The following is a 23,611-nucleotide window of genomic DNA, read 5'->3' on the forward strand; positions in this document are numbered from 1 at the left end:
CCCCGGCTATCGCTAACCGGGGTTCTCAGGGCTCTTTTGGTGTTCAGCCATACTTCTGCGACTGTACGTGATTAAGGCTATATCCGTGCATGCACGAAGTCAATCTACTTTAGTATTTTTTAATCTGATTACTGAAACAGCCTTCCATCCACCCAGGCTTCTGCACTGCGCAACAGCACCCGCACCTTCTCCCGGCTCATTTTCACTTCCAGGCCAATCATCGAATAATCCCAGCGCCGCACATAGTAGGCCAGCACCACCTTGCCCAGATCCGGCTCCCGCTTCTTCAGGCTGGCCACCGCCTGGTCCACCGCCAGGGCTTCATCATCCGGCACCGTGCACCCACCCACGCCAGCCGTCAGCTGGACCGCTGCGTAACCTGAATTAACCCCACCACTGCGAACCCACACACCCCAGTCCTGCAGTCTCCGCCTTGTTTCATCCAGCATAGCTATCTCCATTCTCCGGTTTTTAGTTCTGTGCAGGGTATGTGCAGGGTTGTTTTCAAACCCTGCACGCTTTCAGCCTTACTGCCCCAACGTTTGTGCATAGTGTGCAGGGTGTGCATGGTTATAAGCCTCGCGCGGGGAATAAAAATTAAAGAGCACTTTTTAATACCGGCCCAAGCGCCCACACATATACGCACGTACGCGCGCGCGAAATAACCCTGCACACCCTGCACACCCTGCACATCCCTTCTGCCCCATGGGCTGAACACGTGCAGGGTTGATTTTGAACCCTGCACATACCCTGCACACAGCAAGGCAAACCCTGCCCATAGCCATCAATCAGGCTCCACATTGCCCGCTCGCTTGCGAAATTCAGCCACACATCCACCCAGATGCTCCGCCTTCGTGCGGTTCTCCGGGGGATCCTCCATCACAAACATCATCGCCTGGTGCTCAACACCGGCCAGCTTGAAGCGCTCTCTGGCCTTCACCAGCCGGCTTGAGAAGATCGTGATCAGCTTGGTTTCAGTGAGTGCGCGGTTACCGGTCTCCGTGCACCATCGGCGGTAGAAGAGGTAAACGTCACGGGTAGTGCAGCTGTGGAAGGGAATGTCCAGGTCTCCGGCTTTCCAGTCCCGGAAGAACACCTCAAAGTTCGGAAGGCTGAATTCAATCACCCGTTGCCTGGCAACGGTATCCAGCGGTTTCGTGTGCTTGGTGAAGTCAGCCAGGGGATAATCCAGCAGCAGCTGATAGAATGCGGCCGGCCCGCCGTTGTCCAGCTCATACGACACCTTGTCCTGCAGTTCCTTGCTCAAGGTGCCCTTGGGCCACACCACCAGGAACCGCCGGTCACTGGGCTCCAGCGGGAACGGCTGTATCTCGTTACTCAGGAACACACCGTTCATGTGGTTGGCCTCCTCCCAGCCAGTAACGAACTTCCGTTCAATGCGCTGGGTCTGGCCGGTGATCATGTGCTTGATGGTGCCCATCTGGTTGTGCTTCTCCGATCGGGATAGCACCTCCTCGAACACCGCATACAGCAGCCGGCTTCGCCAATCGGTGTACTGGGATTCCAGCTGGTGCTGGCCAAGGATCGCCGCGTAACGGCCGTAGATCATCCTCATCACTTCGCCAAAGAACAGCGACTTGCCACTGCCATGCACATCCGAATGGAACAGCAATGCGGTATCCAGCTTTGCACCAACGTTCTGCAGCGGATAGGCCAGCCATCTCACCACCCAATCGATCGTATCCTGATCCTGGTTGCACAGATGGCACAGCAGATCAAAGATGCCCTTACACTTCCGGTACTTTTCAGCCTTCGCCTTTTCATCCGGTACCAGGGGAATGCCCGTGAAGGTATTGATGGTGGTCTCTGTGTCGGATTGCTGGGTAGGGTCGAATACAATGTTGTCCTGATCGATCACCTGGCGCCGCGGGTGCTCCATCCAGCGCGTGTAGTCATTCGGCATGTACGCCTTCAGCGCCTCCAGAGGCACCACATCCTGCCGGCGCCTGTCCCAGGCATTCTTCGTAGGGTAGATGTAAACGAAACGCTCAATAATCTGCATCAGAGGATCATTCGAAGCATCCTTTTGCTGCTGCCCGTTCACCTCTATCCAGGTCATCGTTCGCCGGTTCGGGTGCTTCATCCAGGCATTGAACAGTTCATTTCCCATGGTGGCCTTCATGCCCGCCTGCTTGTACACCTTCTGCTGGTGCGAGTCGTAGACCTTCGTTTCACCATGGATCAATGCATAGCGCTGCAGGGCCTTCTTAAGAGCATCGCCCTCCCCCGTACCCCCTGAATCAGAGGGGGCCAGGGGAGATTCATCCGCGGAGGAATCATTGCTGGCAGGGCCAGCCTCAATAGCGGCCATCACCTGGACACGAACGGCCTCGAGGCCTTGCGCCATATGAAGATCGTTAAAGTCAGTCAACGCCATCGGCAGCCTCCGCAAAATCCGGAACCACCCACACGCCATTCACGGCGTTGGCCGCCTCTTCTGCCTTCAACCGGCCCGGGTTCTTGCCGATCCGCTCCTCTGTCTCTTTGTCTTCATCACCGGCTATGCAGATCCGAGCTGTAGGGAAGAACTGGCGGAGCACTTTCGCCACGGGCACCAGATTGCCTGAATCAAAGGCCACCGCAACCGGCAGGCCCGTGGCCATGTGAACGCTGGCACCCGTGGCGTAGCCCTCCACGATCACAACCGGGCACTCAGCCTCTGGGATATCGGTAAGCCAGTGAAAGGAACCCTCTTTGGGCGTGCCGGTAAGGAACGTCTTTTCGCCCTCCGGCGAGATCCATTGCAGGCTCACCAGGTCCAGAGCGAATAGCTGAGGGCCATCGCAGGCAACCGGCTTGTAAACGGGCACAACCACACTGCCCCGGCTGAAACGCAGCCCGAATGGTGCCACACCTTTGGCCGCCAGGTACTTGCTGGGCCCATCGACTGGCAGCTTGCTCCAGATGCGCTGGGCTTTTTCCCTGCACTCTTTCGCTGCAGCCTCCTGCTCTTTACGGGCCTTTTCCTGAGCCTGCTTCCGCCGGCGCTGATACTCCTTACGGTCTTCCTCAGTGAGCGAACCGGCAGGCATACCCACCTTACGCCTTTCATCGATCTTGTAATTGCCAAACGAACCGGCCAATCCAATGCCGCCAGAGTTCAACCGGAACTCATGAACCACATACCAGCCTGATTTCTTCTTGCCTTTGTCGGCACGGGGAAAAGTGACAGGAACCCGGACCAGCTTGCCCGAGGTATCAATGGAATCGACCAGGAGGCCGAGATCGCGCATCTGAGTGAGCACCGCATCAATATCCATTGCGGCCTCCGCAATCGTAAAAAGGTGACATGGAAAGAGCCCTCGATCCAGTATCTTGTTGGTTACTTATGCAACTGAGTGTTCTTTGGAATGATCAGGGGCAACACCGAACACATCAGGCCTCATTTCATAACGCGTAACAGCGCCGTCTGAAGCCCGCTCAAGTTCAATGCAGTGTTCGGAAGGGACCCGCTTCCAATAGTTCAACGCAGGCGGAGAAATGCCACAGATTTCAGCAACTTTGCGCTTGGTTTTTATGTTGGGATGAGCTTTGAGTTTTTCGAAGATCGTGTCGAGGTGCATCGCTCCGGTCTCGCAGAACTTAATTTAATTAAGTCGAGCTTAACCCCGTTGCTGTGCATTGACAAGGTAAGAATTTACTTTTGCGCCATGAGCACACATGAAGATTTTCTTAATCGGCTTAACGAAGCCATCAAAGACGGCGACGCAAAACAGGTACGCATAGCTGAATTTTGCGATGTCTCCGAGCAGGCCGTAGCCCGTTGGAAACGAACCGGGCAGATCAGCAAAGAAAACCTGATAGCCCTCAGCGAAATCAGCGGTTACCGTTATCTCTGGATCAAGGACGGGCAAGAGCCAAAACGTATCTCTTCAGTCAGCCAGAACCGCAGCGATTATATGAAGGCGGAGAATACCAAGGTCTACTACGCGAGAGACACGGAACATTCAGACGACGTTGAGCAGCTGGTTGAAGCCATCCGAAAAGCCCACGCCAACAAAGTCCTAAGCGATCAGGCCATCACTCACCTGACCAGCTTTATAAAGGCGCTGAACAACCGGCGCTGATCAATCGCAACGAACCGGAGCAGAAAATGGACCTTCTCACCGCGTTTATCATACTTACAGTCCTCGTAGCGGTGTTTGGATCCGCAAAGGGAAAGGAAAAAACGATCCCGAGCCAATACGAAACGACGCAATACCAGGGCTCCAGCCAAAAGAATCGCTGATCGGGAACCAAAGCCAGACCCCTACTCCATGCTCTACGAACACTGGAAAAGGGTTGAAGCCAAAGAGGTAGCGGTGCCTCCCTGGTATCACGATCCCATAACCGAGCACCAACTCAACCGCCTGAAAGAGGATGGCACTAAATTACCAGGCCGCCCTCTCTCTAAAGGCCAGGCTTCTGATTTGATCGGACTGGGTGAAGAGGTAGATCCCGGCCAATTTGAAATACTGAAATTCTTCAAAGTAACAGGGCTTCCGCTCAAACACGGCTCACTTGCCGCGATTGAGATCGATCGCCTTTTAAGCGATCCAGAAAAAGCCAGCAAGTGGATCAATAGGCCGGCCACACCTCTCCAGAAAGAATACTACCGCTATTTCAACATCCCTGTTCCCAAGGGACTTACCGCGTCTGAGGCAGAAGAGAAGATGGGCTCAGACGATCTTACCGATGACCAAAGTGACGAATGGTTTGCCTACTCTGAATTGATTGAAGAGCTTCAAGATAAGGATTTCCGCGAAGACTATGACCTGAAGAAACCCTCCCTGCCCATAATTCGCCAGGCAATTAAACAGCACCTGGATCAAGGTACAAAGCTGGATGCCCTCAGCGCGGACGATCTTGTAGACACTATTCTCTCCATAAAACCCGACCTCGAAAAAGCTTAACCAAACCGGATTAAGTTTTTCTAAATCTACTTGACTAACCCCTAAATCGGGGTTAAGTTTGCCTTAATCTTAATCTAATTAAGGTGAACTAAATGGACACTTTTACCGCCACCGAATTCACAGCCTGCAACAAGAACAACCTCTTCACGAAGAGCCAGTTGGAAACGCTTGCCTGGATGGCGGAAGGGAAAGAGAACTTTGCCATCGGCATGCTGCGCGGCCATGGCGAACCCGGTGCCAAGAAGCTCACCTGCCAGGTAATGCACAAACTCCAGTGCAACAACCGTTGCCTGGCCATCGCCCGCGCCTTCAAAGAGGGCTACCTCAAAGCCGCTGACACCACCTGCAAAGTTGCTGACGCCGCCAGGAACAATGCCGCCAAGGCCATTGCTGGTGTGCTCATCGTTATCAGCGGAATCACCGCAGGCACCGGTACCGGCGATTCATTCCTCAGAACAGCCAGCAGCCGCAGCCACGGCGTTTACCGCGTGCGCTGGGAAGAAGTCCTGCCGGCTAACCACGGGAGTGCAGCATGAGCCAGCAAACCACCCCACTCTACGAAGCGGCCCGCATGCTCAATCTGGGCCCGCAGAAGCTTTACCGGGCCCTGCGCAGCCGCAAAGTGCTGGACAACAACAACCTGCCCTACCGCTGCTACGTGCAGCAGGGCCTCTTCACCAGCGAGCTTAAATCCTACGAGCACCCAACGCTGGGCCCAAAGATGTACGCCACGCCGCACGTGACCGACAAAGGCATCGAGTGGCTGGCCAAAGAGTTCGAAGTGGAAATCACCGAAGCCTCCAACAACACCGCCCCTGAAGGAGCAACGCACTAATGCAATCCGAGAACCGCCCAACAGCCCAACAGCTACTGGCCAGCTGGCAACTCATCTGGCAGCGCAAGCTCAACGGCAAGCCGGAAGAAATGAAAGAGGCGATCGCCAGCCACGTGAACCTGTTCCCGAAGGGCAATCACGCTGAAGCCGAGGCCCGCACCCGGAAAACCGTGGCGGCCTACAGTGGCGATCCCGCAGCCATCCGCGCGCTCATCCAGCGCGGCAAAGCCACCCTGCGCAGCGTGTGAGGCACCGGCCATGGCAACGATCAACTTCCCAGACAACACCCCGGTAACGGTCATTAAGCAGGCCCTGGCCACCGTTGGCAAAAGCCTGCAGTACCGCCCGGGGCCAAACAGCAAACCCCAACCGGAGGACGTGCCCGATGTTCGTCACAGCGCTCTTGCTTCAGTTCAGCCTACTCCTGGTTTGGCTGATCAAAACCGCAACCATTGAAAGGACGCACCACCATGACATCACCGATGCCACAACAAACAAGCGCGAAACCATCTGGCTCTGCCTTCCCATCGCAGGGCGCAAGCGCCGGGTTCGGCTCCATGAGCACACCTTCACAGCTCACGGCCCTGGACGGGCGCCTGGGCTGGCTGGATCTCAACACCCGAGCGCCTGTTGTCAATCATGCCCTGAACATCATGTTCTCCGCCGCTATGCAGGACGGCACCGACGCCAACCGCGCCGGTCGTTTTTTGCTGGCCCTGTGGAGTCCAGACCAGTACCCCCTGGACCTGAATGATCTGGGCTATTTCGATCGCGAACTCAACTACGCCTGCCGGCACCTGGCCAACTTCATCATTGCCTGCCAGGTGAGCTTCCGGCAGCTGGTCACCCTTAGCGATATGGAACCCATCTTTGCCGCCTGGGGAGAAGAGCACCAATGAACACCTCCACCAAGCAACCAGAGCTCACCTTCGAAGAGCTGCAACAGGCCTACGAAGAACAGAGCCAGGCACTGAATGAACTGGTGATCCACTTCGATCGCACCGTGGCGCACCTGGAACAGGCCACCAAACTGATCGCCAAACAGGGCCAGCAACAGGGCGAGGCCATCGGCTGGCTGCGTGATATCCGCCATGCGGCCGGCGCCACCGGCCCAGATATCAGCCACCAGCAGCTGTGCCAGATCATTCAGGACCTACGCCGCCGCGCGTTTGTGAACGATGCCACCCAGATGCGGAGGGCCAACTGATGGCCCGCGCCTGCATGACCAAAACCCACAACCTGGCAGCGCTGATGCGCCTGTCAGATCTGGAACTCAGGATCGAGATCCAGACAGCCGCCACGGCTGACCCCCTACAGGGCCTGCACCTGTGCCACGAACTGCTGAATGCCGAGCAGTACTACCCCACCCGCCGGGGCCTCAACCAACTGGTGGGCCGGGAGGTAGAGCGCATTGGCCAACAACTTACCCAGCAACCGGAGAACATAAAGTGAGCAACCAGAACCGGGGCACTGACCTGCCCGAATTCATCCACGACCTGGACGCCGGCGTGTTCGCCGAAAAGGTCGCACGCGCTCTGGGCGATGTCGCCGCTGGCGTTGTCGACCAGAACAAGGCCGGCGAAGTCACCCTCAAATTCACCATGGGCAAAGTGGGCAACACCCCACGCGTCCAGATCAAGCACAAGCTGAGCTACAAGGTGCCGGAAATGAACGGCAGCTACAGCCAGGAGAACACCACCGAAAGCGTGATGCACGTGAACCCCGGTGGCCGCATCACACAGTTCCCCGAGAACCAGGGCCAGTTCTTCACCAAGAAAGGTGAAATCGAAACCCACCAGGACGAAAAGGAATAACGCATGACATCCGATGTACTGCAAGACAACAGTGCCCTGCACGAATACACCAAAATCGTACAGGCCAAGGAAATCCAGGAACTGCTGAACGCTCAGGCTGATGGCACCGCCGTAGCCATCCCAGAGGGCGTCAGGATCGCCGATCTGGAACAGTACCTGGAAAATCGCCGCCGGTACCGCGGCAACATGGCCACCAACCTAATCGATGAATTCGTTGAATTCGTCACCGCCACCACCGAGCAGTACACGCCAGTGAAGCACCTGGACAACGTGCCCTGCTTCGTTAATGCCAAAAAGATGACCGGTGAAGTGTTCTTCAACCTTGGCGACATTCACGAACCCGGCCACGGCGACCACACCGCGAACCTGACGATGGACAAAACCGAGTCCTTCAAAGAGCTGCTGAAAATCAACGGTGCCAAACAGGACCAGCGCACCCTGGCCGAATGGATGGAAGACTGGCGCGACCACATCGAAGCACTGGCTGAAGACGGCAACACCATTCTTCCGATCGGACCAGCCGTGGCCGCCGTGCGCAAAATCACCATCGGCGCCAGCTCTGAAACCACATCCGAAACCCAAACCTTCAGCAACCGCCAGAGCGCCATGGCGGAAGTGGAAGCCAAGAACCGCGACCAGATGCCCGCATTCCTGCGCTTCACCTGCGAGCCCTACCAGGGCCTGCAGGAACGCACATTCACCCTGCGCCTGTCACTGATCACCGGTGAAACCCCACGCATTGGCCTGCGCATCGTGCGGCTGGAAACCGCTGAAGAGGAAATGGCCCAGGAACTGGAAGAAAAGCTCCGCACCGGCTTTGAAGACACCCCCGTGAAAACCTTCGTGGGCAGCTTCAATCCCGGGAAATAAACCAACCGCGCCCCACAGGGGCGCATCTGAGAGGGCTTTCGCCGAGAGCTCTGCCAGATGCCACAAAGGAGAACAGCATGGACCTGAAACAACACGCCGCCGAACTCGCCAGATTCTGGCTCCACGACAACGCGGTGATCATCGACACAGAGACCACCGGCCTCACCGATACAGACGAGATCGTGGAGATCAGCGTTATTAACTGCCACGGCACCACCTTGCTGGATACGCTGATTCGCCCCTCCAGTGAGATCAATCCAGCCGCACAGGCCGTTCACGGCATTACCCTGGCAGAGACCGCTGATGCACCAACCTTCGATCAGGTACTGCCAGATCTGCTGCGCGTAATCCAAGGCAAAACAGTGGTTATGTACAACTCATCCTACGATGCCCGCCTCATCCAGCAGAGCGCCATGAAGCGAGGCTGCAGGGCGCCAACCCTGTACCCGCACTGTGCCATGAAAACCTACGCCAAGTTCTACGGCCAATGGGACGACTACCGCGAAAGCTGGAAATGGCAGTCCCTGGACAAAGCCGCCCGCCAGTGCGGAGTCACCGTAGACGGCAACGCACACCGCGCCCTCACCGATTGCTTCACCACCCTTGGCGTGATCAAAGCCATGGCCGCCTACAACCCGGCAGTGGCCTGAACCAGGAGAACAGCACCATGGAATTGATTCAAGATCGAAAGTTCAACGGCAACGCCACGCTCCACTGCACCCGGGAAGAGTGGGAAGCCATGCAGCGGCAGAAGCAGGAACAGTCCCGGCAGCGCTACCACAACAACCCCCAGGCCGCAGCCACAAAGCTGTACCAGATCGCCAGGACCGACACCGGCGGAGGCCGTGCTGCCAGCGCCCTGCTGCTGTCGCTGTGGAACAACAACTTCGTGTGCAACATGCGCGCTGTGATCTGCAGTCTGGACATCGACAACAGTGAAGCGGTGATCGCGCTGCTGGGCACACTCGGCCCCGGCCACCACCTGGAACGCTACCTCACCGAAGAACAGGTCATCGAAATCATCGATGTGTGGGGCGACATGCACGAGCGCCGGAGGGCTTAACCATGGCCACAGAACAAGTCACCCGCCAGGACTTTGAAGAGGCCCTGCGCGAAGACGAGATTCAGCAGCCCAAGCCAGAGCCAACCGGCGCGCAGGTATTGGCGCAGGTGGAAGCCGAGATCAACAAATACTTGGGCGGCAGCGCAGCTGACTGTGCATCAACGCTCGATTGCGCCGTGTCGAATCACCCGGAGACCACCCTGGCCGACATCATCCACTGCCTGATGGTGATGAACCACAAGCGCATCGAAAAGAAAGCGCACCGGGCCGCCATGCTCAAGGCCGCACGCAAGGCACTGACCATTATTGGAGAGTTCCCCCATGGGACAGAAAACCGGAATTGAGTGGACCGAATCCACCTGGAACCCGATCCGTGGCTGCTCCCGAGTCAGCGAAGGTTGCCGGAACTGCTACGCGGAAACCGTGGCCAACCGATTCAAGGGCCCGGGTGAACCCTATGAGGGGCTTGTCGCCAAGGGCGGTCAGTGGAATGGCGAGGTGCGACTGGTTGAACACAAGCTGGACGAGCCCTGCCGCTGGAGCAAGCCGCGAATGATCTTTGTGAACAGCATGAGCGACCTGTTTCACCCGGCTGTCTCTTTCGAAACCATCGCCGGAATTTTCGGAATCATGGCGGCCGCTTCCTGGCATACCTTCCAGGTGCTAACCAAGCGGCCGGAACGCATGATGGAGTTCTTCCAGTGGATTGAACAGCATCCGGAACGGAAGGACTTTGACAGCCCACAAGCAAGATCACAGCTTGGAGAAGATCACTGGATTCCGTTCTTCCTTGCGCAGAAGGCATCCGAAGTTCTACCTGACAGTGGCGCTGGCTTAACTGTAGACATCAAGGGTTGTTGGCCACTGGACAACCTTTGGCTCGGTGTCAGTGTTGAAGACCAAGCAACCGCAAATGAGCGCATCCCGCAGCTCCTCGAAACGCCGGCTGCTGTTCGATGGATCAGTGCAGAACCGTTGCTGGGCCCGATTATCTTGGACGAATTTCTTTTTCGGGGAGATCACAGCCTTCGTGAAACGGATCCATTGGCAGCCGCGATGCTGGCTGAATCGGTTGCAGATGGTCATGGATGGATACGGCCAGCAATCGACTGGGTAGTTGTTGGCGGTGAATCCGGACCAGGCGCGAGACCTATGCACCCCGACTGGGCCCGATCTCTACGCGATCGGTGCCAGGCCGCCAATGTTCCTTTCCTGTTCAAACAGTGGGGTGAGTTCGCACCCTCGCCCGACGGCGGCCTACCCGATGAACTTCCAGAGTCAGCCGGTTATTACTTTGAGGATCCACACCCACCCGGAAAGACCTGGCGATTCGGGAAAAAGCGCGCAGGTCGCACGCTGGATGGCCGCACCTGGGATGAGTACCCGGAGCCGGCGCAATGATCACCGCCCGCCTCAACCGTCTGCTCAAAGCCTACCGCATCGCCAAGTCCCTATTCGGCGATGCCAACCGAGGCCTCGCCCTACCCGGCCCAGTGTTCCGCTGGTGCCACAAAGTGCGCATGGCCGTGTGGGCCGAGATCGACTTGGTGAGGCGCCTCATTCCCCACATCCGGACCGCCAACCTCAAACAGGAGAAAACCATGGCATACCGAACCGAAGTCAACGACGCCGGCGAATCCCCCTCAGCCAGCAGCCGCCGGCAAGACGACAAGGCCATGAAAGACATCATCAGCGCCCTGCAGGACGGCGCCCACCTGCGCATTCATCCAAAAGTGCGACGGGCCGCCATCGAAGGCCTGCCAGAAAAAGACGCCCGAAATGGCCGAACCATCAGCGCCCACCGCTGCAAGAAGTTGGCAAAGGAAGGGATCATCCTCGAAGTCGCTATGGACCGCTACGCCTTCAACCCAGATCTGGAACTGGAGGCTTTGTGATGGACAACAAAACCGCACGGCAGGATCTGGAGACTGTGCTCCGAGTGGAAGACCTGGCACTGGGATCGATCCGAAAACTTCGGGGTATTCAGGATTGGTTAAGGGCTGAGGCAAACCGCTCTGAGCCGGCCAACGAGAACATTGGCACCATTGGCCACGTCGATTTCCGGAGGGTTGCATCCAGGGCGATCGCGGATATCGCAACGGTCACCGAACTGCTTGGAGTTCCAGAAGAACAAAGCGGCAGGCCAATTGTCGAGCTGGTGCAGGAGTTTCTCGCCGCCCAATCCAAAGATATCGAAGCGCTCCGAACCATCCTGGTGGATTCCGTGCGCTTGCGTGAACCGGATTTCATCATCGGCAACCCGCAGGATCCTTACCTGATTCGCTACTGGCTCAGGCGCGATCGCCCGGAAGGCAGCATCTACCTTCACTGCATTCGAAAAAGCGACGATGACAGAGCCCTCCACGATCACCCGTGGTCCAGCACTTCCCTGGTGTTAGAAGGAACCCTCCGCGAAATCTTGCCAGGGGGCAGCCGGCTACTGACACCTGGCACCATCGTCAGCCGCTCAGCAGAACAGGCCCACCGTCTGGAAGTGGTCGACGGCCCAGTGTGGACGCTCTTCATCACCGGCGCGGTAGAACGGGAATGGGGCTTTCACTGCCCAAACGGCTGGGTGCACCGGAAAGAATTCACAGATCCAGAAACCAACGGCCAACAGATCGGAAAAGGGTGTAGTGAATCATGAGAATAGCACCCCAACCAACGTTCCGAGTCCCGACCGATAGCAAAACCCATGCAGCGATCGCCAGAGACTGCGAGGCCCGGGAGGGTGTCGATGAAGCATGGGCAGCCTTCTGCAAAAAGTACGGAGGCGATCGCCTTTTCGCAGGAACTAGCCTGTCCGGCATTACCTTCGATGGTGAAAAAACGCCACCGAAGGACTGGATACCCTGCAGGGAATCCGCGATCGCATTCCGGCCGTCACTGAAAGGCCCGCTCTCTGAGGCAGCCAAAGAGTTCAAAGCCCTGCCAAACAAACCCAACAACCTGGAGTATCTCCAGTCACTCGGCCTCGACATACATCCGCTGAGCGGCCGCTACCTCACCCCGGGTTACATCAAACGGAACGGAACTTGGTACATCGTTGCCGATCCCGGCTGCCCAATTCCGGATGACGTGGTGGAAGTAACCGGCGAAGAGCGGGAAATGGTTCACGCGAAAGAGGAAAACACCCATGGCTAACCGCAGATACGTATTCAGAACCCTAACCGACCCAGATTGTGCCGGCCGGACACCAAACCACGTTCTCCGCTGCAGCCACACGGCCATGCCAGAAGCCGGGAAGCAATTCGCCTACATCGTCAGGCGGAGGAAGTATCAGGATTTGAGGGAGGCCAGACGATGACGGACATGGAGAAAGATGTCTTCGCACACACCGCCTTCGGAAAACTGGCACTGAAGAAAATGCAACCAGTGCCGGATAACTTCCGCCTGTTCGAAGCGGGCTGGCTGGGAGAGCAACCGAAAGACTGGGAAGTAATGGAAGTGAAAGGCGCGGAATTCCGAAGAGCGAAATCGGGCCCTAGAAAAGGGCGGCTAGCCATAAAGATCAGAGGTACTGAGCGCACCGTTTACCTCACTAAAGACCAGATCAAAGAGGAGTCTTCCGGAAATGATTAATCCAAGAATGATAGGCGGCGTTGCCATCGAATATCACGGCTCACACCCGCGAGGAAAATTCCTATTTGAGGTGGCGCAGGAAAACCAGAGAGCCAGAGAGAAATTCCCGGGAGGCGCAAATCTCGATACAGCCCTGATGGAGGAAGTAGGAGAACTGGCACAGGCGCTTCTGAAGATCAAGGAATCGAATTGGTCACCCGAACAGGTTTACAAAGAGGCGGTTCAGGTTGCATCCACCGCCATGCGCATCGCGGTAGAGGGGTGTCCTGAACATGCTTACCAGGGCGCGAAGTGCGGATTCGGTGGCTGCAGACAACCGGCCACCGGTGGCCCTTGCGCGCTCTGCTACGAATAAGGAGGCCCGGAAATGCTGACACCCGAACCAGTGCGCCGAGATGAAGATGGATTCTGGACCCACACTGCATTCAATGAACTATTCGGAGACCGAGAAATCATCCCGAAGGAAGAGTGGAAAGCGTGGTGCGAAGACCAGAACATTGAGATCTCCACGTCTCAAATGGAATACGAGTTAAATGAAGACCACCCCGCCTTTATCAGCCATTTCGATGAAGGCAACGCTGGGTGCATAGGCTGGACTCCCGAACCTCCAAGCGAAGATTGGTACATGCTCAGTATCCATGACACCGAGGACGGCCCGGTTGTGATCTGGTACCGGGAAATTCCAGAACAGGAGGGGCTCAGGCTATGAGTAACGCCTATCGGGATACCAGACACGTACCGCTCGAAAAAATCATCACAAGGCTTAAGGAACTGGCTGATGCAATTACCAGGGGCGGTGAATCAAGAGACCGCGAATTCACCATGAGAATCCCTGCCGAGTGCGATCGCGATGCCGACCTGGTGATTGCTGAAGCCGCCACTCGCCTGCAGCAGCTGGAGGCTGCAAACCGAGACCTGCAAGCCTGGTTCGATGATGCCAGAGCCGAGGCCGAGAAAGCCCAGAAACGCATCGAAGACCTGGAAAATGTAGCCACCAGCATCCGCCGGGATCTCAAGCTCAGAGCAGAACCAGATTGGGACGGCAGCGGCCAGCAGGTAGTGAACCTTTCCGCCAGCATCTGGGATGAGCTTAACTGCGTGCTGGACATCAAAGGCAACAGGCCGGAGGGCAAGTGATGTCGCTACGACTTTGGCTGTTGGCAACGGTTCTTGGAACCCTTGGAGGCTTTGGTGTCGGCCAGGTTATTGAAACCGAGCAGCGAGAGTACCTTCAGGAGCAAACAAAGGAATGTGGTTATGAGTGACTTCACCCAACTCCCAAAAAACATAGCCAACTGCATGGAACGCGCCGGAGCTCCCTTGTCAGAAGACCAGCGCCTTCTCCTGGTTGGCTATCTGGCACCTTTCCAGCAAGAACTGGAGCAAAGCAAATCTGGAGACGCTGAGAAAATCTCAAGCCTGAAAATCGACTTGGCCGAGTCATCAGCCGAAATATTGGAAATGGCCAACTGCCTGGCTGAATGCCTGGAAGACATCAACCAAGCCATAAACGCAACAATGCGATCTGGAAATGGCGGGAAACTCTGGATAGACGGTAAAGAACTTTCGACTCATGAGGTGGCAGATCGACTTGAAAACCTGATGATAAAGCGGGATCGAATCCTTAAAGCCTTGCATCCGCTCAGAGAACACAAGCAATGCACCTACCCAGACTGCCAATGCCCTTTCGACATGGGCCCCGACCACCAGTGCCTGAAAGGCCTCCCTGTGATCCGCAAGTAGCGAGGTAACTACTATGGCCAAGCTCAAACCTCTGGAAAAATGGAGAGAGGAAACCTTCGAGGAACCCGGCCCGTCCATGCGAGTGGTTTACAAGTGGGCCAATGAGGGCCACATTCCAGGAGCACGCAAAATCGGCGGGCTCTGGTTCGTGGATCCAGACAAAAGCAAGATGGCAACCGGCAATCCGCTGGTCGACAAGGTACTGCAGGCAAACTGATGGCACCAAGAAAGCGGCTCAAAAAGAACAAGGATCTGGTAGAGAACCTCTACGGTAGCACTAAGAACGGCGTTACATACTACCAGTACAAGCACCCGGTCACCGGCCAATATCATTCCATGGGCACCAACAAACAGGAAGCCAACGCGGCCGCTCGCCAGCTGAACAGCATATTGATTCCGGAGCGCAACTTGGTGGCTCAGGTAATGGGCACCGCGGATAAAGACATCAACCACCTCATCTACCGGTACCGCAAAGAGCTGCTACCCACCAAAGGACTGGCATCGGGAACTGAGAAGATCCTCGATTACAGACTCAAACGTATTGAGCGCGACCTGGGCAACAAGCTGATTGACGAAATGGACGTGCAGACAGTTGCCGAGTACCTTGATGACAACTTCGAACGCGATGCCTACATAAAGCACCGGGCCACGCTGATCGAACTGTTCCGCTTTGCCATCAACAAAGGCCTCTACCCGCTCGAAATGAGCAACCCGGCAGAGGTTACCTATGCCAAGTCAGAATACGAGAAAGCCCGCCGCCGCCTCACCCTGGAACAGTTTTGGGAGATCCACGCCAAAGCCGAACCGTGGATGCAGAACGCCATGGAAATCGCCCTGATCACCCTGCAGGGGCGCGCGGAAGTGATCAATATGAAGTTCTCTGATTACCAGGACAAAGTTCTGAAGGTGGTTAGGCAGAAGTCCAGCAAGCACGAACACTCGCACCTTATGATCCACTGCCCCCAGCTGGAGGAGATCGTCACCCGGGCCAGGCAATCAAAGATCGCCAGCCCCTACATCATCCACCGACGGCCAGAGCGCAAAGTGGAAGCCGAAGGCCGCGACCACTGGACCAAGCTCACACCCAACACCTTCACCGCCGAGTTCCGCAAAACCCGGGACAAGTGCGAAAGCTTCAAAAACGTGCCCAGGCAACACCGCCCAACCTTCCACGAGATCCGCGCCCTGGGCTCATGGCTCTACAAAAAGCAGGGGTTCGACAACGAAACGTACATCCAGCCGCTGATGGCGCATGCCGATGGAAAGATGACAGAGCATTATCAGCAGGGGCATGAGCAGCGGTGGGTAAAGGTCGAGGCGGGTTTGAAAATCAAATAACAGCGGAACTCTTTGGTAACCCTTTCGTCTAAGCTTGTAGTAAAAAGCTAGCAAGGTATTTAAATTACCTATACAGTATCTGCACCTATTGCTTAATTAATACACAATAACTAAGATACAGCCCGTTTTTGATGGACTACGAGAAAGCCCTTAAGGATATTCCGGCGCCGGCACCAGGTAATCGCAAAGCACTTTGTTACCTTCAGATACACCCTGATACCGTTGCGACCTACGCAAATGCTGGCAAGCGCACTAAGCTGTTTGAAATGCTTTATAACGTTTGCGGCATTGTTCCACCGGTTCCGAATATTGGCTTTCACGAACAGGAACACGTTTTTCCTGATCACCATGGCGGCGTGAAGCACGCTTGCAGTCTCTTCCAGGGGATCAACCGTCCCTACAAGGATAATGGTCGAGATGGTGAGATTTTCGTATATATCGTCAAACCCAAGTTTTTTTACGAGTACATCGCACACATGGTGTGCGTGGCTCAAAGGCAGGAAGTTCCAGAAGACGCACTTTTTGCCATTTATGTGAATTTTGAAGATCCCGACTACAATGATGGAGTAATCCTTGGCTGGGAGTGGATCCCAGCAGATACTCAAGATTGCTACCTCCCGGAAGATCATGAAGAAAGGTATGAGAAGAGGGTTTGGTAATGGAAACGCTTAATACTGTTCTGGATAGAGCATTCAACGTCTCACTGGCCGAGGCCTTCGAGGCGAAAGCAACCTACAACGCCCCAATGGATTGTGTTGAATACGTGAACTCAGATGAGTTTGCACTGGCTGTTCGTATTGATGGTTTCCTTACCTTGTACAAAGATAAGACTCGCCAGCGAGTGATTGGCTTTAAGTGCAAAGGTTTCCGTTACATTTTTGAGCGCGTGCGTGAGCAGCACCCTGAAATTGCTGAATGCCATTTCATTCCGATGATTCGAATCATCGAGGCAGCGCTATCGTACGCCGGTGACGAACTGTTTGAAGGCAAGCGTGCAGCCTACGAGCAGGCTCGTGAAATTGCCGACCGGGAAAACGTTCAGATTGAGTGCCCCGAACTCAAAGCTGCGTAACGGTCACAAGATTGTAAAAACCAGGCCACAGTGCCTGGTTTTTTTATGCCCGAAATTTCCAGATATACAGTGCGCAATGCGTTGATTTATATAGTCTGCAAAGTCTGCGTTTAAGGCGAGCGATCTAAGATAGTTTTTATATTAAATTCAGGTGGTTACTTTTCTTAGTGCGTTATTTTGACATGGTAGAGGTCCCCAGTTCGAATCTGGGTGGTCCTACCAATCCTGTTGAAAAGAGTCACTTGGCTAACGCCCAGTGGCTTTTTTTATGCCCGTCCATTCAGAGACCTTCCCAGGCCGCTTATCGCAGAATCAAAACGAAGCACCGCCGCGGAATATTCCAAGACCGCGCAACTCCCGATATGATCTCTGCATGAAAAGCATAATAAAACATGATGCCTCTGCTCCACCTCGCTTGAGGGTCCTTCGCCGGAATGGGTTAGCGAGACGATATCTATTCAGCGCACTTTTAATTGCCCTGATCCCACTTGTTGTCCTGGCGTTCATGTACGACACACAGTATGTGAAAGCACTGGAAAAGGTGACAGAAAGTCGGACGAATGCTCGACTTGCGGGCGCAGAGAACCTCTTAAGAACTTTCCTCCAGGAGCGAATCTATGAGCTTGAGGCTCTTGCCGACGTACCTGAGGTTTTCGATTGGTTGACCACTGCAAACGCCGAAGAGAAACCTAATGCCGAGGTCATGGCACAGCTGCGCCAGGCTCTCGATAGTCCCCATCTGTATGGGGTAGTGGTCAAGCCATCCCGATACGAGGCGCCCTTGTGGTATCTAACTCAAACGCTGCTGCAGCAAGTGGAGTTGGACGAACTGCCTTTAACTCCATTTGCCAACGGAGAAATAATCGGTCCGGCCCTACCAACTGATAGCAGGCCCGGTTGGTTTGTTCTCAGACTCAGCCCTACAGGGCTTAATCCCGCCCCTGAAGCCTGGGTTGGCTTGGTTGTGCGCCTTGCGAGCCTTACCGATCAGGTAAAAGATCTGAGCCTCACGGGCTTGCAGAGCCCTCTTATCGTAACGCCCCAAAACGTACCCATTACCGCCGTAGGAAATATACCCGGACAACCTTCCTATTCCGCCAAGGACATTAACTCGAACGATTTTATCGAGGGCTGGCACATACGCCTTCAATGGCTCGGTGACCCTCTGCTGGGCCCTTTGGAGTCAGCCAGATTCGGGTTAATCCTTTTGGCTTCTGGAGCGGCCTTGGCCGTTATTTTGTTGTCACGTCACCTTTCAAAAAGGTTGGAAAAACAGGTCACTCCTTTGATTGAAGGAGCTGACAGAGTTGCTGGAGGCGATTTTGATACTCCGCTACACACGGAGGGTACAGCGGAAATAGGCTATCTGGCCTTTGCCCTCGAACGTATGCGCCTTCGTCTTCGGCGGCTGGTAAAGAGCATGGTTGACGTAGAACGCCGTGCCATACTCGGGCAATTCTCCGCGGGCGTTGCACACGAGATTAGAAACCCTCTCGCAACCATAAAGACTACAATTCAGGCCCTATCGCGGAAGGAGTCGGATCCCAAACGCCAAAAGTTAATGGAATCAGTTGACCATGAGATCGACCGAGTAAACGATGTTGTCCAACTGCTCTTGGATTACGCTCGCCCGAGAGAAGCCAAGGCAAGCAAGGTCAACATCATCGACGTTGTTGAAACAGTGAAAATTCTCGCCGATGCAGTGGCACATCGCCATGGGATTGAGTTGGTACAAGTCGAGCACGAATCTGTTTACGCATGGGCCGACTCTTCACAGGTCCGACAGATCGTTATGAATCTGGTGATGAACGCCATTCAGGCAATGGAGGGTATTGGGGGCCGGGTTACAATTCGAACCAAACAGCAAGGCTTAGCAGTTTATGTTTCTGTCAGCGATAACGGCCCCGGCGTAAGCGCTGACCACCTGATCCACCTAACCGAGCCTTTCTTCACAACGAAAACCAATGGCACCGGTCTCGGCCTGGCCATTTGCAGACAGCTCGCGCAAGCTAATCAAGGTAACCTTCGTTTCCAAAGCGTTTCTGGCGAAGGCCTAAAAGTAACTTTGAAACTACCGCTCTATTTGAACAACGAAAACCAGGGATCCGTTTAATGCGAACGCCTACCGTCCTTATCATCGATGACGAGAAAAACCTTGTTAGTAGTCTGATGTTTTCGCTCGAAGAAGAAGGAATGACGGTTTTCGCCGCCTATGACGGAAAAAGCGGACTCACCGAGATTGAAAAACGGACACCAGACGTGGTCTTGCTCGATCTTAAATTGCCCGACCAATCTGGTTTTGAGGTTCTCGACCAGGTCCAGGCACTCCCGGCCCCGCCCATCACGATCATGATTTCGGCCCATGGCGATACTCGTGCTGCTGTCGAGGCAGTCAAAAAAGGCGCACAAGACTACATCACCAAACCGTTTGACCTGGACGAACTGATTCTTCTGATTCAGCGCAATCACAAGCATCGCCAACTGACAGAGGAAGTGGCCTATCGGAGAGAGCGGGAAGCGGACGTTCACGGCCTTGTTGGCCACTCCTCGGCCATGCGCAAGCTACTTGATCAAGTCGAGCGCATCGGTAAGAGCTCTGCGCGCACGGTACTTCTCCAGGGGCCATCAGGCAGCGGGAAAACCCTCATCGCGAAAGCTTTGCACGCCACAAAAGACAGAGCCGCACCGTTCGTATCTGTAAATTGCGCTTCGCTACCAGAAAACCTGCTAGAGGCCGAACTTTTTGGCGCAGAAAAAGGCGCATACACGGGCGCCGATAAGCGCCGAACTGGCTTGGTTGAGTTAGCAAACGGGGGGACTTTGTTCCTGGATGAGATTGGTGAGCTGCCGTTACCTCTTCAGGCAAAGCTATTAACCTTCCTTGAAACCCACCGCTTCCGCGCGGTCGGCGGCCAGAAAGAAATAGAGGCTGATCTGCGTGTTATAGCGGCCAGTAACAGGGATCTACAGACCGAGGCTCAAACAGGAGCTTTTCGGGAGGACCTCTTCTACCGTCTAAACGTTATGCCACTTACCATTCCGTCTCTTGCCGAGCGTAGGGATGATATCCCCATGCTGGCTTCGAATTTCGCAACAGGACTTGCAGCGCAAGAAGGCTGCAGGCCGATCAACCTTTCTTCCGAAACCCTCACCACACTCTGCAATTACGATTGGCCAGGAAACATTAGGGAACTGCGCAATACCATCGAGAGACTGACCATCTTGCACGCTGGTGAGAGCATCAATGTCGATCAGCTTCCCCCCGAAATTACGAAGTCAGCTCCTCAATAAAAACTTCGATTGCGGATAATGATGTTGAACGCAACGAAAAAAATGGATCATTGACCAGTGAAATTGCAAAACGGGAAGCTCAATGCATTTTGGACGCATTGGCTCAATCCAACGGCCGGAAGGGTGATGCCGCAAACTCCCTCGGAATATCCAGACACGCACTGAAAAGAAGGATGCAGAAGCTGGGGCTCACCGGAGATGAGCTGTGATCCCAATTTCCCACGACCGATTCATCGGTATCCTGTTTGGAATCTGTCTGGTGGTCCTCGTCACTTTTCCAATGCCTTCGAAGGCGCTGGAGTCTTTAGGTGCAAGCGAGGATACAGCGGATATTATCGTTGGATGCCTTTACCCCATGTCCGGACGAGCAGGTGTCTTGGGGCGAGATTCGGTAGTGGGCATACGACTCGCGCTTCAATACATTGAACAGCAGGGGTTGCCGACACTACCACGCCTCAGGGTTTTGCTTGGAGACACCAAATCCAAACGGTCAACCGCCGTTACGATTGCAAAACGATTCGTCGAGGAAGAGCAAGCCACATTTCTCTGTGGCGTTGTCAACTCATCGGTTGCTATTCAAGTCACCGAAATCGCAGCTTCCGCAGATGCGTTTTTCATCGGTACGGACCACGCCTCGTCCAGGCTCACCGATGAATTTTTCCACGATCGCTATTTCCGTGTGACGAACGACACGCGTCAATCGATGACTGCGGGAGCGCTCTTTATCAGAGATTACTTTGATGACCACTTGAAGAAAAAACCGCTTCGAATCTCGTACCTGGGTCCCGATTACGAATACGGCTATCAGGTGTGGGCCGATTTTCGCGAGGCTCTGAATAAATTGGGCGTGGATTACGAGATTGCCGGCACACTCTGGCCTCGGTTAAGTGAGCCAGACTACAGCCACTACATTAATGAGCTGATCAGACAAGAACCAGACTTGGTCGTGAATAGCCTGTGGGGAGGGGATTTCGTCGCTTTCGTCACCCAGGCTACTGACACCCGGCTGTTTGATGTTTCCCGCTTCGCGAACTTTGAAAAAGGTGGCGATTACGAGATTTTTGCTCACTTAGGCGATCGCATGCCTCTGGGATTGCTACTAGCATCGCGCCATCACAACAACTGGCCGGAAACTGATTTCAATCGGTGGTTTGTTCAGGAGTTCCACCGGCAAGCCGGTTACTACCCCTCCTCCGGGGCGCAAGGCGCGTTCACCGGCATACTCGCAATTGCCAAAGCAGCAAGCCAAGCAAGCGGGAATTACAAGGATCTAGAAGGCATCGAGCGAGCTTTTGAGCAGTTGAGTCTGACTACGCCTGAGGATCCGCCGGGTTTCCAATCCTCAATGGATCCAGTGACTCATCAAATCCGACAAGTAATGGCGATTGGCGAGACTGTAAAGGACCCTCGCTACCCTCCAGCGAAGGTAATGCTCGGTAATTGGCGAATCTATTACCCGTCTGATTACGAGCAAGTTCACCCTCTCACAGAATGAGCGAAAACCGCTCATCTTCGCTCACCCGACATGAGCGGATTTCGCTCACCGACTTCAAGAAAACCTCACTCCGAAATCTATATTCCATAAAAACAGCCACTTACGAATTTAGAATTTCTGGCATAGGGCGTGCAATCAGACACAGGCCGGCTTGAAAAGCGTCGGGCAGGACACCGGAAAAAAACAACACTGGTTGTCCAACCAAACGACACAAGAACAACAGTCTGGAGATCTGATATGAAACGTCCCCTGCTTACTGCAGCGACGGTCGCCTGTGCCATGACTACAGGTGCCATGAGCCTCAATGCTTACGCCAATGAAGAATACAAACTAGGCCTTGTAACCTTTCTTTCAGGCGCCGCGTCCGGGCCTTTCGGAATTCCCGCAAAGAACGCTGCTGACCTGGTAATCGATGCTATAAACGACGGCACCCTGCCGGCCCCAATTGAAGGCAAGGGAATTGACGGTCGAATGATCACGCCTGTCTACGTTGACGAGGCTGGCGGTGCGACAAAACAAACCTCAGAATTTCGAAATCTTGTTGAGCGCGACGGCGTCGATGCGGTCGTAGGTTACATCTCTTCCGGCGACTGTCTTGCCATCCCGGCTGTCGCTGAAGAACTTAAGATGCTGACCGTTTTGTTCGACTGTGGCACGCCTCGGGTCTTCGAGGAAGCTGATTACGAGTATGTTTTCCGCACCCACTCTACCGCCAGCATGGACAACATCGCGGCGGCCCGCTATGTTCACGAAAACGTTCCCAACCTGGAATCTGTCGCAGGCATAAACCAGAACTACTCTTGGGGTCACGACAGCTGGCGCGATTTTACCGAGACTTTAAAGGTCCTTCGCGGCGGGGATATTGAAATCACTACGGAACAGTTCCCCAAATTGTTCGCGGGCCAGTACGGTGCCGAAATTTCTGCCCTGCAAGTGAACTCCGCAGACGTTATTCACACATCTTTCTGGGGTGGTGACACAGACGCATTCGTACTCCAGGCAGCCGCTCGTGGTCTGCTGGCGGACAACCAGGTAATCTTCACTGCTGGCGAGACTGCACTCAACAGTCTTGGCGAACACCTGCCCGACGGTGCCATCATCGGTGCCCGTGGTCCCTTCGGTCCATTCGCTCCGGAAAGTGAACTGAACACTTGGTTCCAGACCGAATTCACCGAGCGTTTCGGCACACCGCCGACTTTCCCTGCCTACCACATGGCTCATGCGCTAATTGGCCTAAAGCTGGCTCAAGATAAGGCCGGTGTTGGTGCGTCTACCGAGGAGGTAATCACCGCCTTTGAAGGTCTCGAATTTGACGGCCCGGGCGGCCGGGTTGAAATGAGTCGCGGTAAGGGCCATCAGGCTGCAACAGAGATGGTTTATGGTCGCCTCAAACGTGTGGACGGTGAAATCACCTTTACCGACATTACCCGCTACCCGGCAGATTGCGTCAACCCGCCGGAAGGCGCAGAGACTGTAGAGTGGATCAAAGCCGGCATGCCAGGTGCCGAGTGTAACTGAGCCCACTGACCCAGCAACATGCTCATCGGGATCATCCGGTCCCGATGAGACTTTCCAACGATCTTTCACCCCTCCCC

Annotated in this window: 37 protein-coding genes; 33 read left to right on the forward strand and 4 right to left on the reverse strand. The window is 55.0% G+C overall.

What is annotated here, in order from left to right; translation table 11 throughout:
- Positions 1-128: 128 nt before the first annotated feature.
- The 4 genes from HP15_RS21695 to HP15_RS23060 all read right to left on the reverse strand — a co-directional run bounded on the left by HP15_RS21695 (position 129) and on the right by HP15_RS23060 (position 3,584).
- Positions 129-449, reverse strand: coding sequence for an antiterminator Q family protein (locus HP15_RS21695; RefSeq protein ID WP_014577332.1), 321 nt, complete (start codon positions 447-449; stop codon positions 129-131).
- 335 nt (positions 450-784) lie between these two features.
- A complete protein-coding gene (locus HP15_RS09850) occupies positions 785-2,398 on the reverse strand; it encodes a DUF5906 domain-containing protein (RefSeq protein WP_049784479.1) in 1,614 nt (537 codons plus the stop codon).
- Positions 2,385-3,281: a toprim domain-containing protein gene (locus HP15_RS09855; RefSeq protein WP_014577334.1), complete on the reverse strand. Its 897-nt coding sequence runs from the start codon at positions 3,279-3,281 to the stop codon at positions 2,385-2,387. The genes HP15_RS09850 and HP15_RS09855 overlap by 14 nt, the downstream gene beginning before the upstream one ends.
- A 66-nt stretch (positions 3,282-3,347) precedes the next feature.
- Positions 3,348-3,584 carry a YdaS family helix-turn-helix protein gene (locus HP15_RS23060; protein WP_014577335.1) on the reverse strand — a complete coding sequence of 79 codons (237 nt, stop codon included), beginning with the start codon at positions 3,582-3,584 and terminating at the stop codon, positions 3,348-3,350.
- Between HP15_RS23060 and HP15_RS09865 the strand changes: the two genes are divergently transcribed.
- The 33 genes from HP15_RS09865 to HP15_RS10015 all read left to right on the forward strand — a co-directional run bounded on the left by HP15_RS09865 (position 3,546) and on the right by HP15_RS10015 (position 23,534).
- The gene (locus HP15_RS09865; protein ID WP_169702115.1) at positions 3,546-4,088 is read left to right on the forward strand and encodes a hypothetical protein; all 543 of its coding nucleotides are present in this window, start codon (positions 3,546-3,548) and stop codon (positions 4,086-4,088) included. The genes HP15_RS23060 and HP15_RS09865 overlap by 39 nt on opposite strands.
- A gap of 189 nt (positions 4,089-4,277) precedes the next feature.
- A complete protein-coding gene (locus tag HP15_RS09870; RefSeq protein ID WP_014577337.1) occupies positions 4,278-4,913 on the forward strand; it encodes a hypothetical protein in 636 nt (211 codons plus the stop codon).
- Between the two features lie 92 nt (positions 4,914-5,005).
- Positions 5,006-5,449 carry a helix-turn-helix transcriptional regulator gene (locus HP15_RS09875; protein WP_014577338.1) on the forward strand — a complete coding sequence of 148 codons (444 nt, stop codon included), beginning with the start codon at positions 5,006-5,008 and terminating at the stop codon, positions 5,447-5,449.
- Complete coding sequence (locus tag HP15_RS09880; RefSeq protein ID WP_014577339.1) at positions 5,446-5,748, forward strand: phage antirepressor KilAC domain-containing protein; 303 nt, start codon at positions 5,446-5,448, stop codon at positions 5,746-5,748. Before HP15_RS09875 ends, HP15_RS09880 begins: the two co-directional genes overlap by 4 nt.
- A complete protein-coding gene (locus HP15_RS09885; RefSeq protein WP_014577340.1) occupies positions 5,748-5,996 on the forward strand; it encodes a hypothetical protein in 249 nt (82 codons plus the stop codon). The genes HP15_RS09880 and HP15_RS09885 overlap by 1 nt, the downstream gene beginning before the upstream one ends.
- Positions 5,997-6,006: 10 nt before the next feature.
- The gene (locus tag HP15_RS09890) at positions 6,007-6,204 is read left to right on the forward strand and encodes a hypothetical protein (protein ID WP_041645270.1); all 198 of its coding nucleotides are present in this window, start codon (positions 6,007-6,009) and stop codon (positions 6,202-6,204) included.
- A gap of 101 nt (positions 6,205-6,305) precedes the next feature.
- Positions 6,306-6,647 carry a DUF7673 family protein gene (locus HP15_RS09895; RefSeq protein WP_014577342.1) on the forward strand — a complete coding sequence of 114 codons (342 nt, stop codon included), beginning with the start codon at positions 6,306-6,308 and terminating at the stop codon, positions 6,645-6,647.
- Positions 6,644-6,955 carry a hypothetical protein gene (locus tag HP15_RS09900; RefSeq protein ID WP_014577343.1) on the forward strand — a complete coding sequence of 104 codons (312 nt, stop codon included), beginning with the start codon at positions 6,644-6,646 and terminating at the stop codon, positions 6,953-6,955. Before HP15_RS09895 ends, HP15_RS09900 begins: the two co-directional genes overlap by 4 nt.
- Entirely contained in the window at positions 6,955-7,200 is a 246-nt protein-coding gene (locus HP15_RS09905; protein ID WP_014577344.1) for a hypothetical protein, read from the forward strand. Before HP15_RS09900 ends, HP15_RS09905 begins: the two co-directional genes overlap by 1 nt.
- Entirely contained in the window at positions 7,197-7,562 is a 366-nt protein-coding gene (locus HP15_RS09910; protein WP_014577345.1) for a hypothetical protein, read from the forward strand. The genes HP15_RS09905 and HP15_RS09910 overlap by 4 nt, the downstream gene beginning before the upstream one ends.
- A 3-nt stretch (positions 7,563-7,565) precedes the next feature.
- Positions 7,566-8,432: a DUF2303 family protein gene (locus tag HP15_RS09915; RefSeq protein ID WP_014577346.1), complete on the forward strand. Its 867-nt coding sequence runs from the start codon at positions 7,566-7,568 to the stop codon at positions 8,430-8,432.
- Positions 8,433-8,509: 77 nt separating this feature from the next.
- Positions 8,510-9,082 (forward strand): 3'-5' exonuclease, encoded by a 573-nt coding sequence (locus HP15_RS09920; protein WP_014577347.1) that lies wholly within the window; start codon positions 8,510-8,512, stop codon positions 9,080-9,082.
- Between the two features lie 17 nt (positions 9,083-9,099).
- Positions 9,100-9,495, forward strand: a complete 396-nt coding sequence (locus HP15_RS09925) for a DUF7673 family protein (protein ID WP_014577348.1) — start codon at positions 9,100-9,102, stop codon at positions 9,493-9,495.
- 2 nt (positions 9,496-9,497) lie between these two features.
- The gene (locus tag HP15_RS09930) at positions 9,498-9,839 is read left to right on the forward strand and encodes a hypothetical protein (RefSeq protein WP_014577349.1); all 342 of its coding nucleotides are present in this window, start codon (positions 9,498-9,500) and stop codon (positions 9,837-9,839) included.
- Positions 9,817-10,896: a DUF5131 family protein gene (locus tag HP15_RS09935; RefSeq protein ID WP_014577350.1), complete on the forward strand. Its 1,080-nt coding sequence runs from the start codon at positions 9,817-9,819 to the stop codon at positions 10,894-10,896. The genes HP15_RS09930 and HP15_RS09935 overlap by 23 nt, the downstream gene beginning before the upstream one ends.
- A complete protein-coding gene (locus HP15_RS09940; RefSeq protein WP_014577351.1) occupies positions 10,893-11,390 on the forward strand; it encodes a hypothetical protein in 498 nt (165 codons plus the stop codon). The genes HP15_RS09935 and HP15_RS09940 overlap by 4 nt, the downstream gene beginning before the upstream one ends.
- Positions 11,390-12,142: a cupin domain-containing protein gene (locus HP15_RS22465; protein ID WP_014577352.1), complete on the forward strand. Its 753-nt coding sequence runs from the start codon at positions 11,390-11,392 to the stop codon at positions 12,140-12,142. The genes HP15_RS09940 and HP15_RS22465 overlap by 1 nt, the downstream gene beginning before the upstream one ends.
- A complete protein-coding gene (locus HP15_RS09950) occupies positions 12,139-12,639 on the forward strand; it encodes a hypothetical protein (RefSeq protein WP_014577353.1) in 501 nt (166 codons plus the stop codon). The genes HP15_RS22465 and HP15_RS09950 overlap by 4 nt, the downstream gene beginning before the upstream one ends.
- A gap of 159 nt (positions 12,640-12,798) precedes the next feature.
- A complete protein-coding gene (locus HP15_RS09955; RefSeq protein ID WP_014577354.1) occupies positions 12,799-13,077 on the forward strand; it encodes a hypothetical protein in 279 nt (92 codons plus the stop codon).
- The gene (locus HP15_RS09960; protein WP_041645271.1) at positions 13,070-13,432 is read left to right on the forward strand and encodes a nucleoside triphosphate pyrophosphohydrolase family protein; all 363 of its coding nucleotides are present in this window, start codon (positions 13,070-13,072) and stop codon (positions 13,430-13,432) included. Before HP15_RS09955 ends, HP15_RS09960 begins: the two co-directional genes overlap by 8 nt.
- A gap of 12 nt (positions 13,433-13,444) precedes the next feature.
- On the forward strand, positions 13,445-13,786 hold the full coding sequence (locus tag HP15_RS09965) for a hypothetical protein (protein WP_014577356.1): 342 nt from the start codon (positions 13,445-13,447) through the stop codon (positions 13,784-13,786).
- Complete coding sequence (locus HP15_RS09970) at positions 13,783-14,214, forward strand: hypothetical protein (RefSeq protein ID WP_014577357.1); 432 nt, start codon at positions 13,783-13,785, stop codon at positions 14,212-14,214. The genes HP15_RS09965 and HP15_RS09970 overlap by 4 nt, the downstream gene beginning before the upstream one ends.
- Positions 14,214-14,342, forward strand: a complete 129-nt coding sequence (locus HP15_RS22890; RefSeq protein WP_014577358.1) for a hypothetical protein — start codon at positions 14,214-14,216, stop codon at positions 14,340-14,342. The genes HP15_RS09970 and HP15_RS22890 overlap by 1 nt, the downstream gene beginning before the upstream one ends.
- A complete protein-coding gene (locus HP15_RS09975; RefSeq protein ID WP_041645272.1) occupies positions 14,335-14,820 on the forward strand; it encodes a hypothetical protein in 486 nt (161 codons plus the stop codon). Before HP15_RS22890 ends, HP15_RS09975 begins: the two co-directional genes overlap by 8 nt.
- Before the next feature lie 13 nt (positions 14,821-14,833).
- The gene (locus HP15_RS09980; RefSeq protein ID WP_014577360.1) at positions 14,834-15,037 is read left to right on the forward strand and encodes a hypothetical protein; all 204 of its coding nucleotides are present in this window, start codon (positions 14,834-14,836) and stop codon (positions 15,035-15,037) included.
- Positions 15,037-16,158, forward strand: coding sequence for a phage integrase Arm DNA-binding domain-containing protein (locus HP15_RS09985; RefSeq protein WP_014577361.1), 1,122 nt, complete (start codon positions 15,037-15,039; stop codon positions 16,156-16,158). The genes HP15_RS09980 and HP15_RS09985 overlap by 1 nt, the downstream gene beginning before the upstream one ends.
- A 131-nt stretch (positions 16,159-16,289) precedes the next feature.
- On the forward strand, positions 16,290-16,817 hold the full coding sequence (locus HP15_RS09990; RefSeq protein ID WP_014577362.1) for a hypothetical protein: 528 nt from the start codon (positions 16,290-16,292) through the stop codon (positions 16,815-16,817).
- Positions 16,817-17,230 carry a hypothetical protein gene (locus HP15_RS09995; protein ID WP_014577363.1) on the forward strand — a complete coding sequence of 138 codons (414 nt, stop codon included), beginning with the start codon at positions 16,817-16,819 and terminating at the stop codon, positions 17,228-17,230. Before HP15_RS09990 ends, HP15_RS09995 begins: the two co-directional genes overlap by 1 nt.
- 523 nt (positions 17,231-17,753) lie before the next feature.
- Entirely contained in the window at positions 17,754-19,343 is a 1,590-nt protein-coding gene (locus HP15_RS10000) for a sensor histidine kinase (RefSeq protein WP_227499742.1), read from the forward strand.
- Positions 19,343-20,521: a sigma-54-dependent transcriptional regulator gene (locus HP15_RS10005; protein ID WP_014577365.1), complete on the forward strand. Its 1,179-nt coding sequence runs from the start codon at positions 19,343-19,345 to the stop codon at positions 20,519-20,521. Before HP15_RS10000 ends, HP15_RS10005 begins: the two co-directional genes overlap by 1 nt.
- Before the next feature lie 98 nt (positions 20,522-20,619).
- Positions 20,620-20,730 (forward strand): helix-turn-helix domain-containing protein, encoded by a 111-nt coding sequence (locus tag HP15_RS22660; RefSeq protein ID WP_264642437.1) that lies wholly within the window; start codon positions 20,620-20,622, stop codon positions 20,728-20,730.
- Entirely contained in the window at positions 20,727-22,016 is a 1,290-nt protein-coding gene (locus HP15_RS10010) for an ABC transporter substrate-binding protein (protein ID WP_014577367.1), read from the forward strand. Before HP15_RS22660 ends, HP15_RS10010 begins: the two co-directional genes overlap by 4 nt.
- Positions 22,017-22,253: 237 nt before the next feature.
- Entirely contained in the window at positions 22,254-23,534 is a 1,281-nt protein-coding gene (locus HP15_RS10015) for an ABC transporter substrate-binding protein (RefSeq protein WP_041645274.1), read from the forward strand.
- Positions 23,535-23,611 lie beyond the last annotated feature (77 nt).

It is taken from the genome of Marinobacter adhaerens HP15 (genome assembly GCF_000166295.1).
Lineage (GTDB): Bacteria > Pseudomonadota > Gammaproteobacteria > Pseudomonadales > Oleiphilaceae > Marinobacter > Marinobacter adhaerens.

Bases quoted from the DNA above. Each gene is read 5' to 3' on its own strand.
- HP15_RS21695 (WP_014577332.1), bottom strand. From the start codon at position 449: ATGCTGGATGAAACAAGGCGGAGACTGCAGGACTGGGGTGTGTGGGTT.
- HP15_RS09865 (WP_169702115.1), top strand. From the start codon at position 3,546: ATGAGCTTTGAGTTTTTCGAAGATCGTGTCGAGGTGCATCGCTCCGGT.
- HP15_RS09980 (WP_014577360.1), top strand. From the start codon at position 14,834: ATGGCCAAGCTCAAACCTCTGGAAAAATGGAGAGAGGAAACCTTCGAG.
- HP15_RS09875 (WP_014577338.1), top strand. From the start codon at position 5,006: ATGGACACTTTTACCGCCACCGAATTCACAGCCTGCAACAAGAACAAC.
- HP15_RS23060 (WP_014577335.1), bottom strand. From the start codon at position 3,584: ATGCACCTCGACACGATCTTCGAAAAACTCAAAGCTCATCCCAACATA.
- HP15_RS09920 (WP_014577347.1), top strand. From the start codon at position 8,510: ATGGACCTGAAACAACACGCCGCCGAACTCGCCAGATTCTGGCTCCAC.
- HP15_RS09975 (WP_041645272.1), top strand. From the start codon at position 14,335: ATGAGTGACTTCACCCAACTCCCAAAAAACATAGCCAACTGCATGGAA.
- HP15_RS09965 (WP_014577356.1), top strand. From the start codon at position 13,445: ATGCTGACACCCGAACCAGTGCGCCGAGATGAAGATGGATTCTGGACC.
- HP15_RS09870 (WP_014577337.1), top strand. From the start codon at position 4,278: ATGCTCTACGAACACTGGAAAAGGGTTGAAGCCAAAGAGGTAGCGGTG.
- HP15_RS09995 (WP_014577363.1), top strand. From the start codon at position 16,817: ATGGAAACGCTTAATACTGTTCTGGATAGAGCATTCAACGTCTCACTG.
- HP15_RS09880 (WP_014577339.1), top strand. From the start codon at position 5,446: ATGAGCCAGCAAACCACCCCACTCTACGAAGCGGCCCGCATGCTCAAT.
- HP15_RS09950 (WP_014577353.1), top strand. From the start codon at position 12,139: ATGAGAATAGCACCCCAACCAACGTTCCGAGTCCCGACCGATAGCAAA.
- HP15_RS22890 (WP_014577358.1), top strand. From the start codon at position 14,214: ATGTCGCTACGACTTTGGCTGTTGGCAACGGTTCTTGGAACCCTTGGA.
- HP15_RS09895 (WP_014577342.1), top strand. From the start codon at position 6,306: ATGAGCACACCTTCACAGCTCACGGCCCTGGACGGGCGCCTGGGCTGG.
- HP15_RS09940 (WP_014577351.1), top strand. From the start codon at position 10,893: ATGATCACCGCCCGCCTCAACCGTCTGCTCAAAGCCTACCGCATCGCC.
- HP15_RS22465 (WP_014577352.1), top strand. From the start codon at position 11,390: ATGGACAACAAAACCGCACGGCAGGATCTGGAGACTGTGCTCCGAGTG.
- HP15_RS09890 (WP_041645270.1), top strand. From the start codon at position 6,007: ATGGCAACGATCAACTTCCCAGACAACACCCCGGTAACGGTCATTAAG.
- HP15_RS09990 (WP_014577362.1), top strand. From the start codon at position 16,290: ATGGACTACGAGAAAGCCCTTAAGGATATTCCGGCGCCGGCACCAGGT.
- HP15_RS09935 (WP_014577350.1), top strand. From the start codon at position 9,817: ATGGGACAGAAAACCGGAATTGAGTGGACCGAATCCACCTGGAACCCG.
- HP15_RS09855 (WP_014577334.1), bottom strand. From the start codon at position 3,281: ATGGATATTGATGCGGTGCTCACTCAGATGCGCGATCTCGGCCTCCTG.
- HP15_RS09955 (WP_014577354.1), top strand. From the start codon at position 12,799: ATGACGGACATGGAGAAAGATGTCTTCGCACACACCGCCTTCGGAAAA.
- HP15_RS09905 (WP_014577344.1), top strand. From the start codon at position 6,955: ATGGCCCGCGCCTGCATGACCAAAACCCACAACCTGGCAGCGCTGATG.
- HP15_RS09915 (WP_014577346.1), top strand. From the start codon at position 7,566: ATGACATCCGATGTACTGCAAGACAACAGTGCCCTGCACGAATACACC.
- HP15_RS09970 (WP_014577357.1), top strand. From the start codon at position 13,783: ATGAGTAACGCCTATCGGGATACCAGACACGTACCGCTCGAAAAAATC.
- HP15_RS10015 (WP_041645274.1), top strand. From the start codon at position 22,254: ATGAAACGTCCCCTGCTTACTGCAGCGACGGTCGCCTGTGCCATGACT.
- HP15_RS09885 (WP_014577340.1), top strand. From the start codon at position 5,748: ATGCAATCCGAGAACCGCCCAACAGCCCAACAGCTACTGGCCAGCTGG.
- HP15_RS10005 (WP_014577365.1), top strand. From the start codon at position 19,343: ATGCGAACGCCTACCGTCCTTATCATCGATGACGAGAAAAACCTTGTT.
- HP15_RS09900 (WP_014577343.1), top strand. From the start codon at position 6,644: ATGAACACCTCCACCAAGCAACCAGAGCTCACCTTCGAAGAGCTGCAA.
- HP15_RS09850 (WP_049784479.1), bottom strand. From the start codon at position 2,398: ATGGCGTTGACTGACTTTAACGATCTTCATATGGCGCAAGGCCTCGAG.
- HP15_RS09925 (WP_014577348.1), top strand. From the start codon at position 9,100: ATGGAATTGATTCAAGATCGAAAGTTCAACGGCAACGCCACGCTCCAC.
- HP15_RS09930 (WP_014577349.1), top strand. From the start codon at position 9,498: ATGGCCACAGAACAAGTCACCCGCCAGGACTTTGAAGAGGCCCTGCGC.
- HP15_RS09960 (WP_041645271.1), top strand. From the start codon at position 13,070: ATGATTAATCCAAGAATGATAGGCGGCGTTGCCATCGAATATCACGGC.
- HP15_RS09985 (WP_014577361.1), top strand. From the start codon at position 15,037: ATGGCACCAAGAAAGCGGCTCAAAAAGAACAAGGATCTGGTAGAGAAC.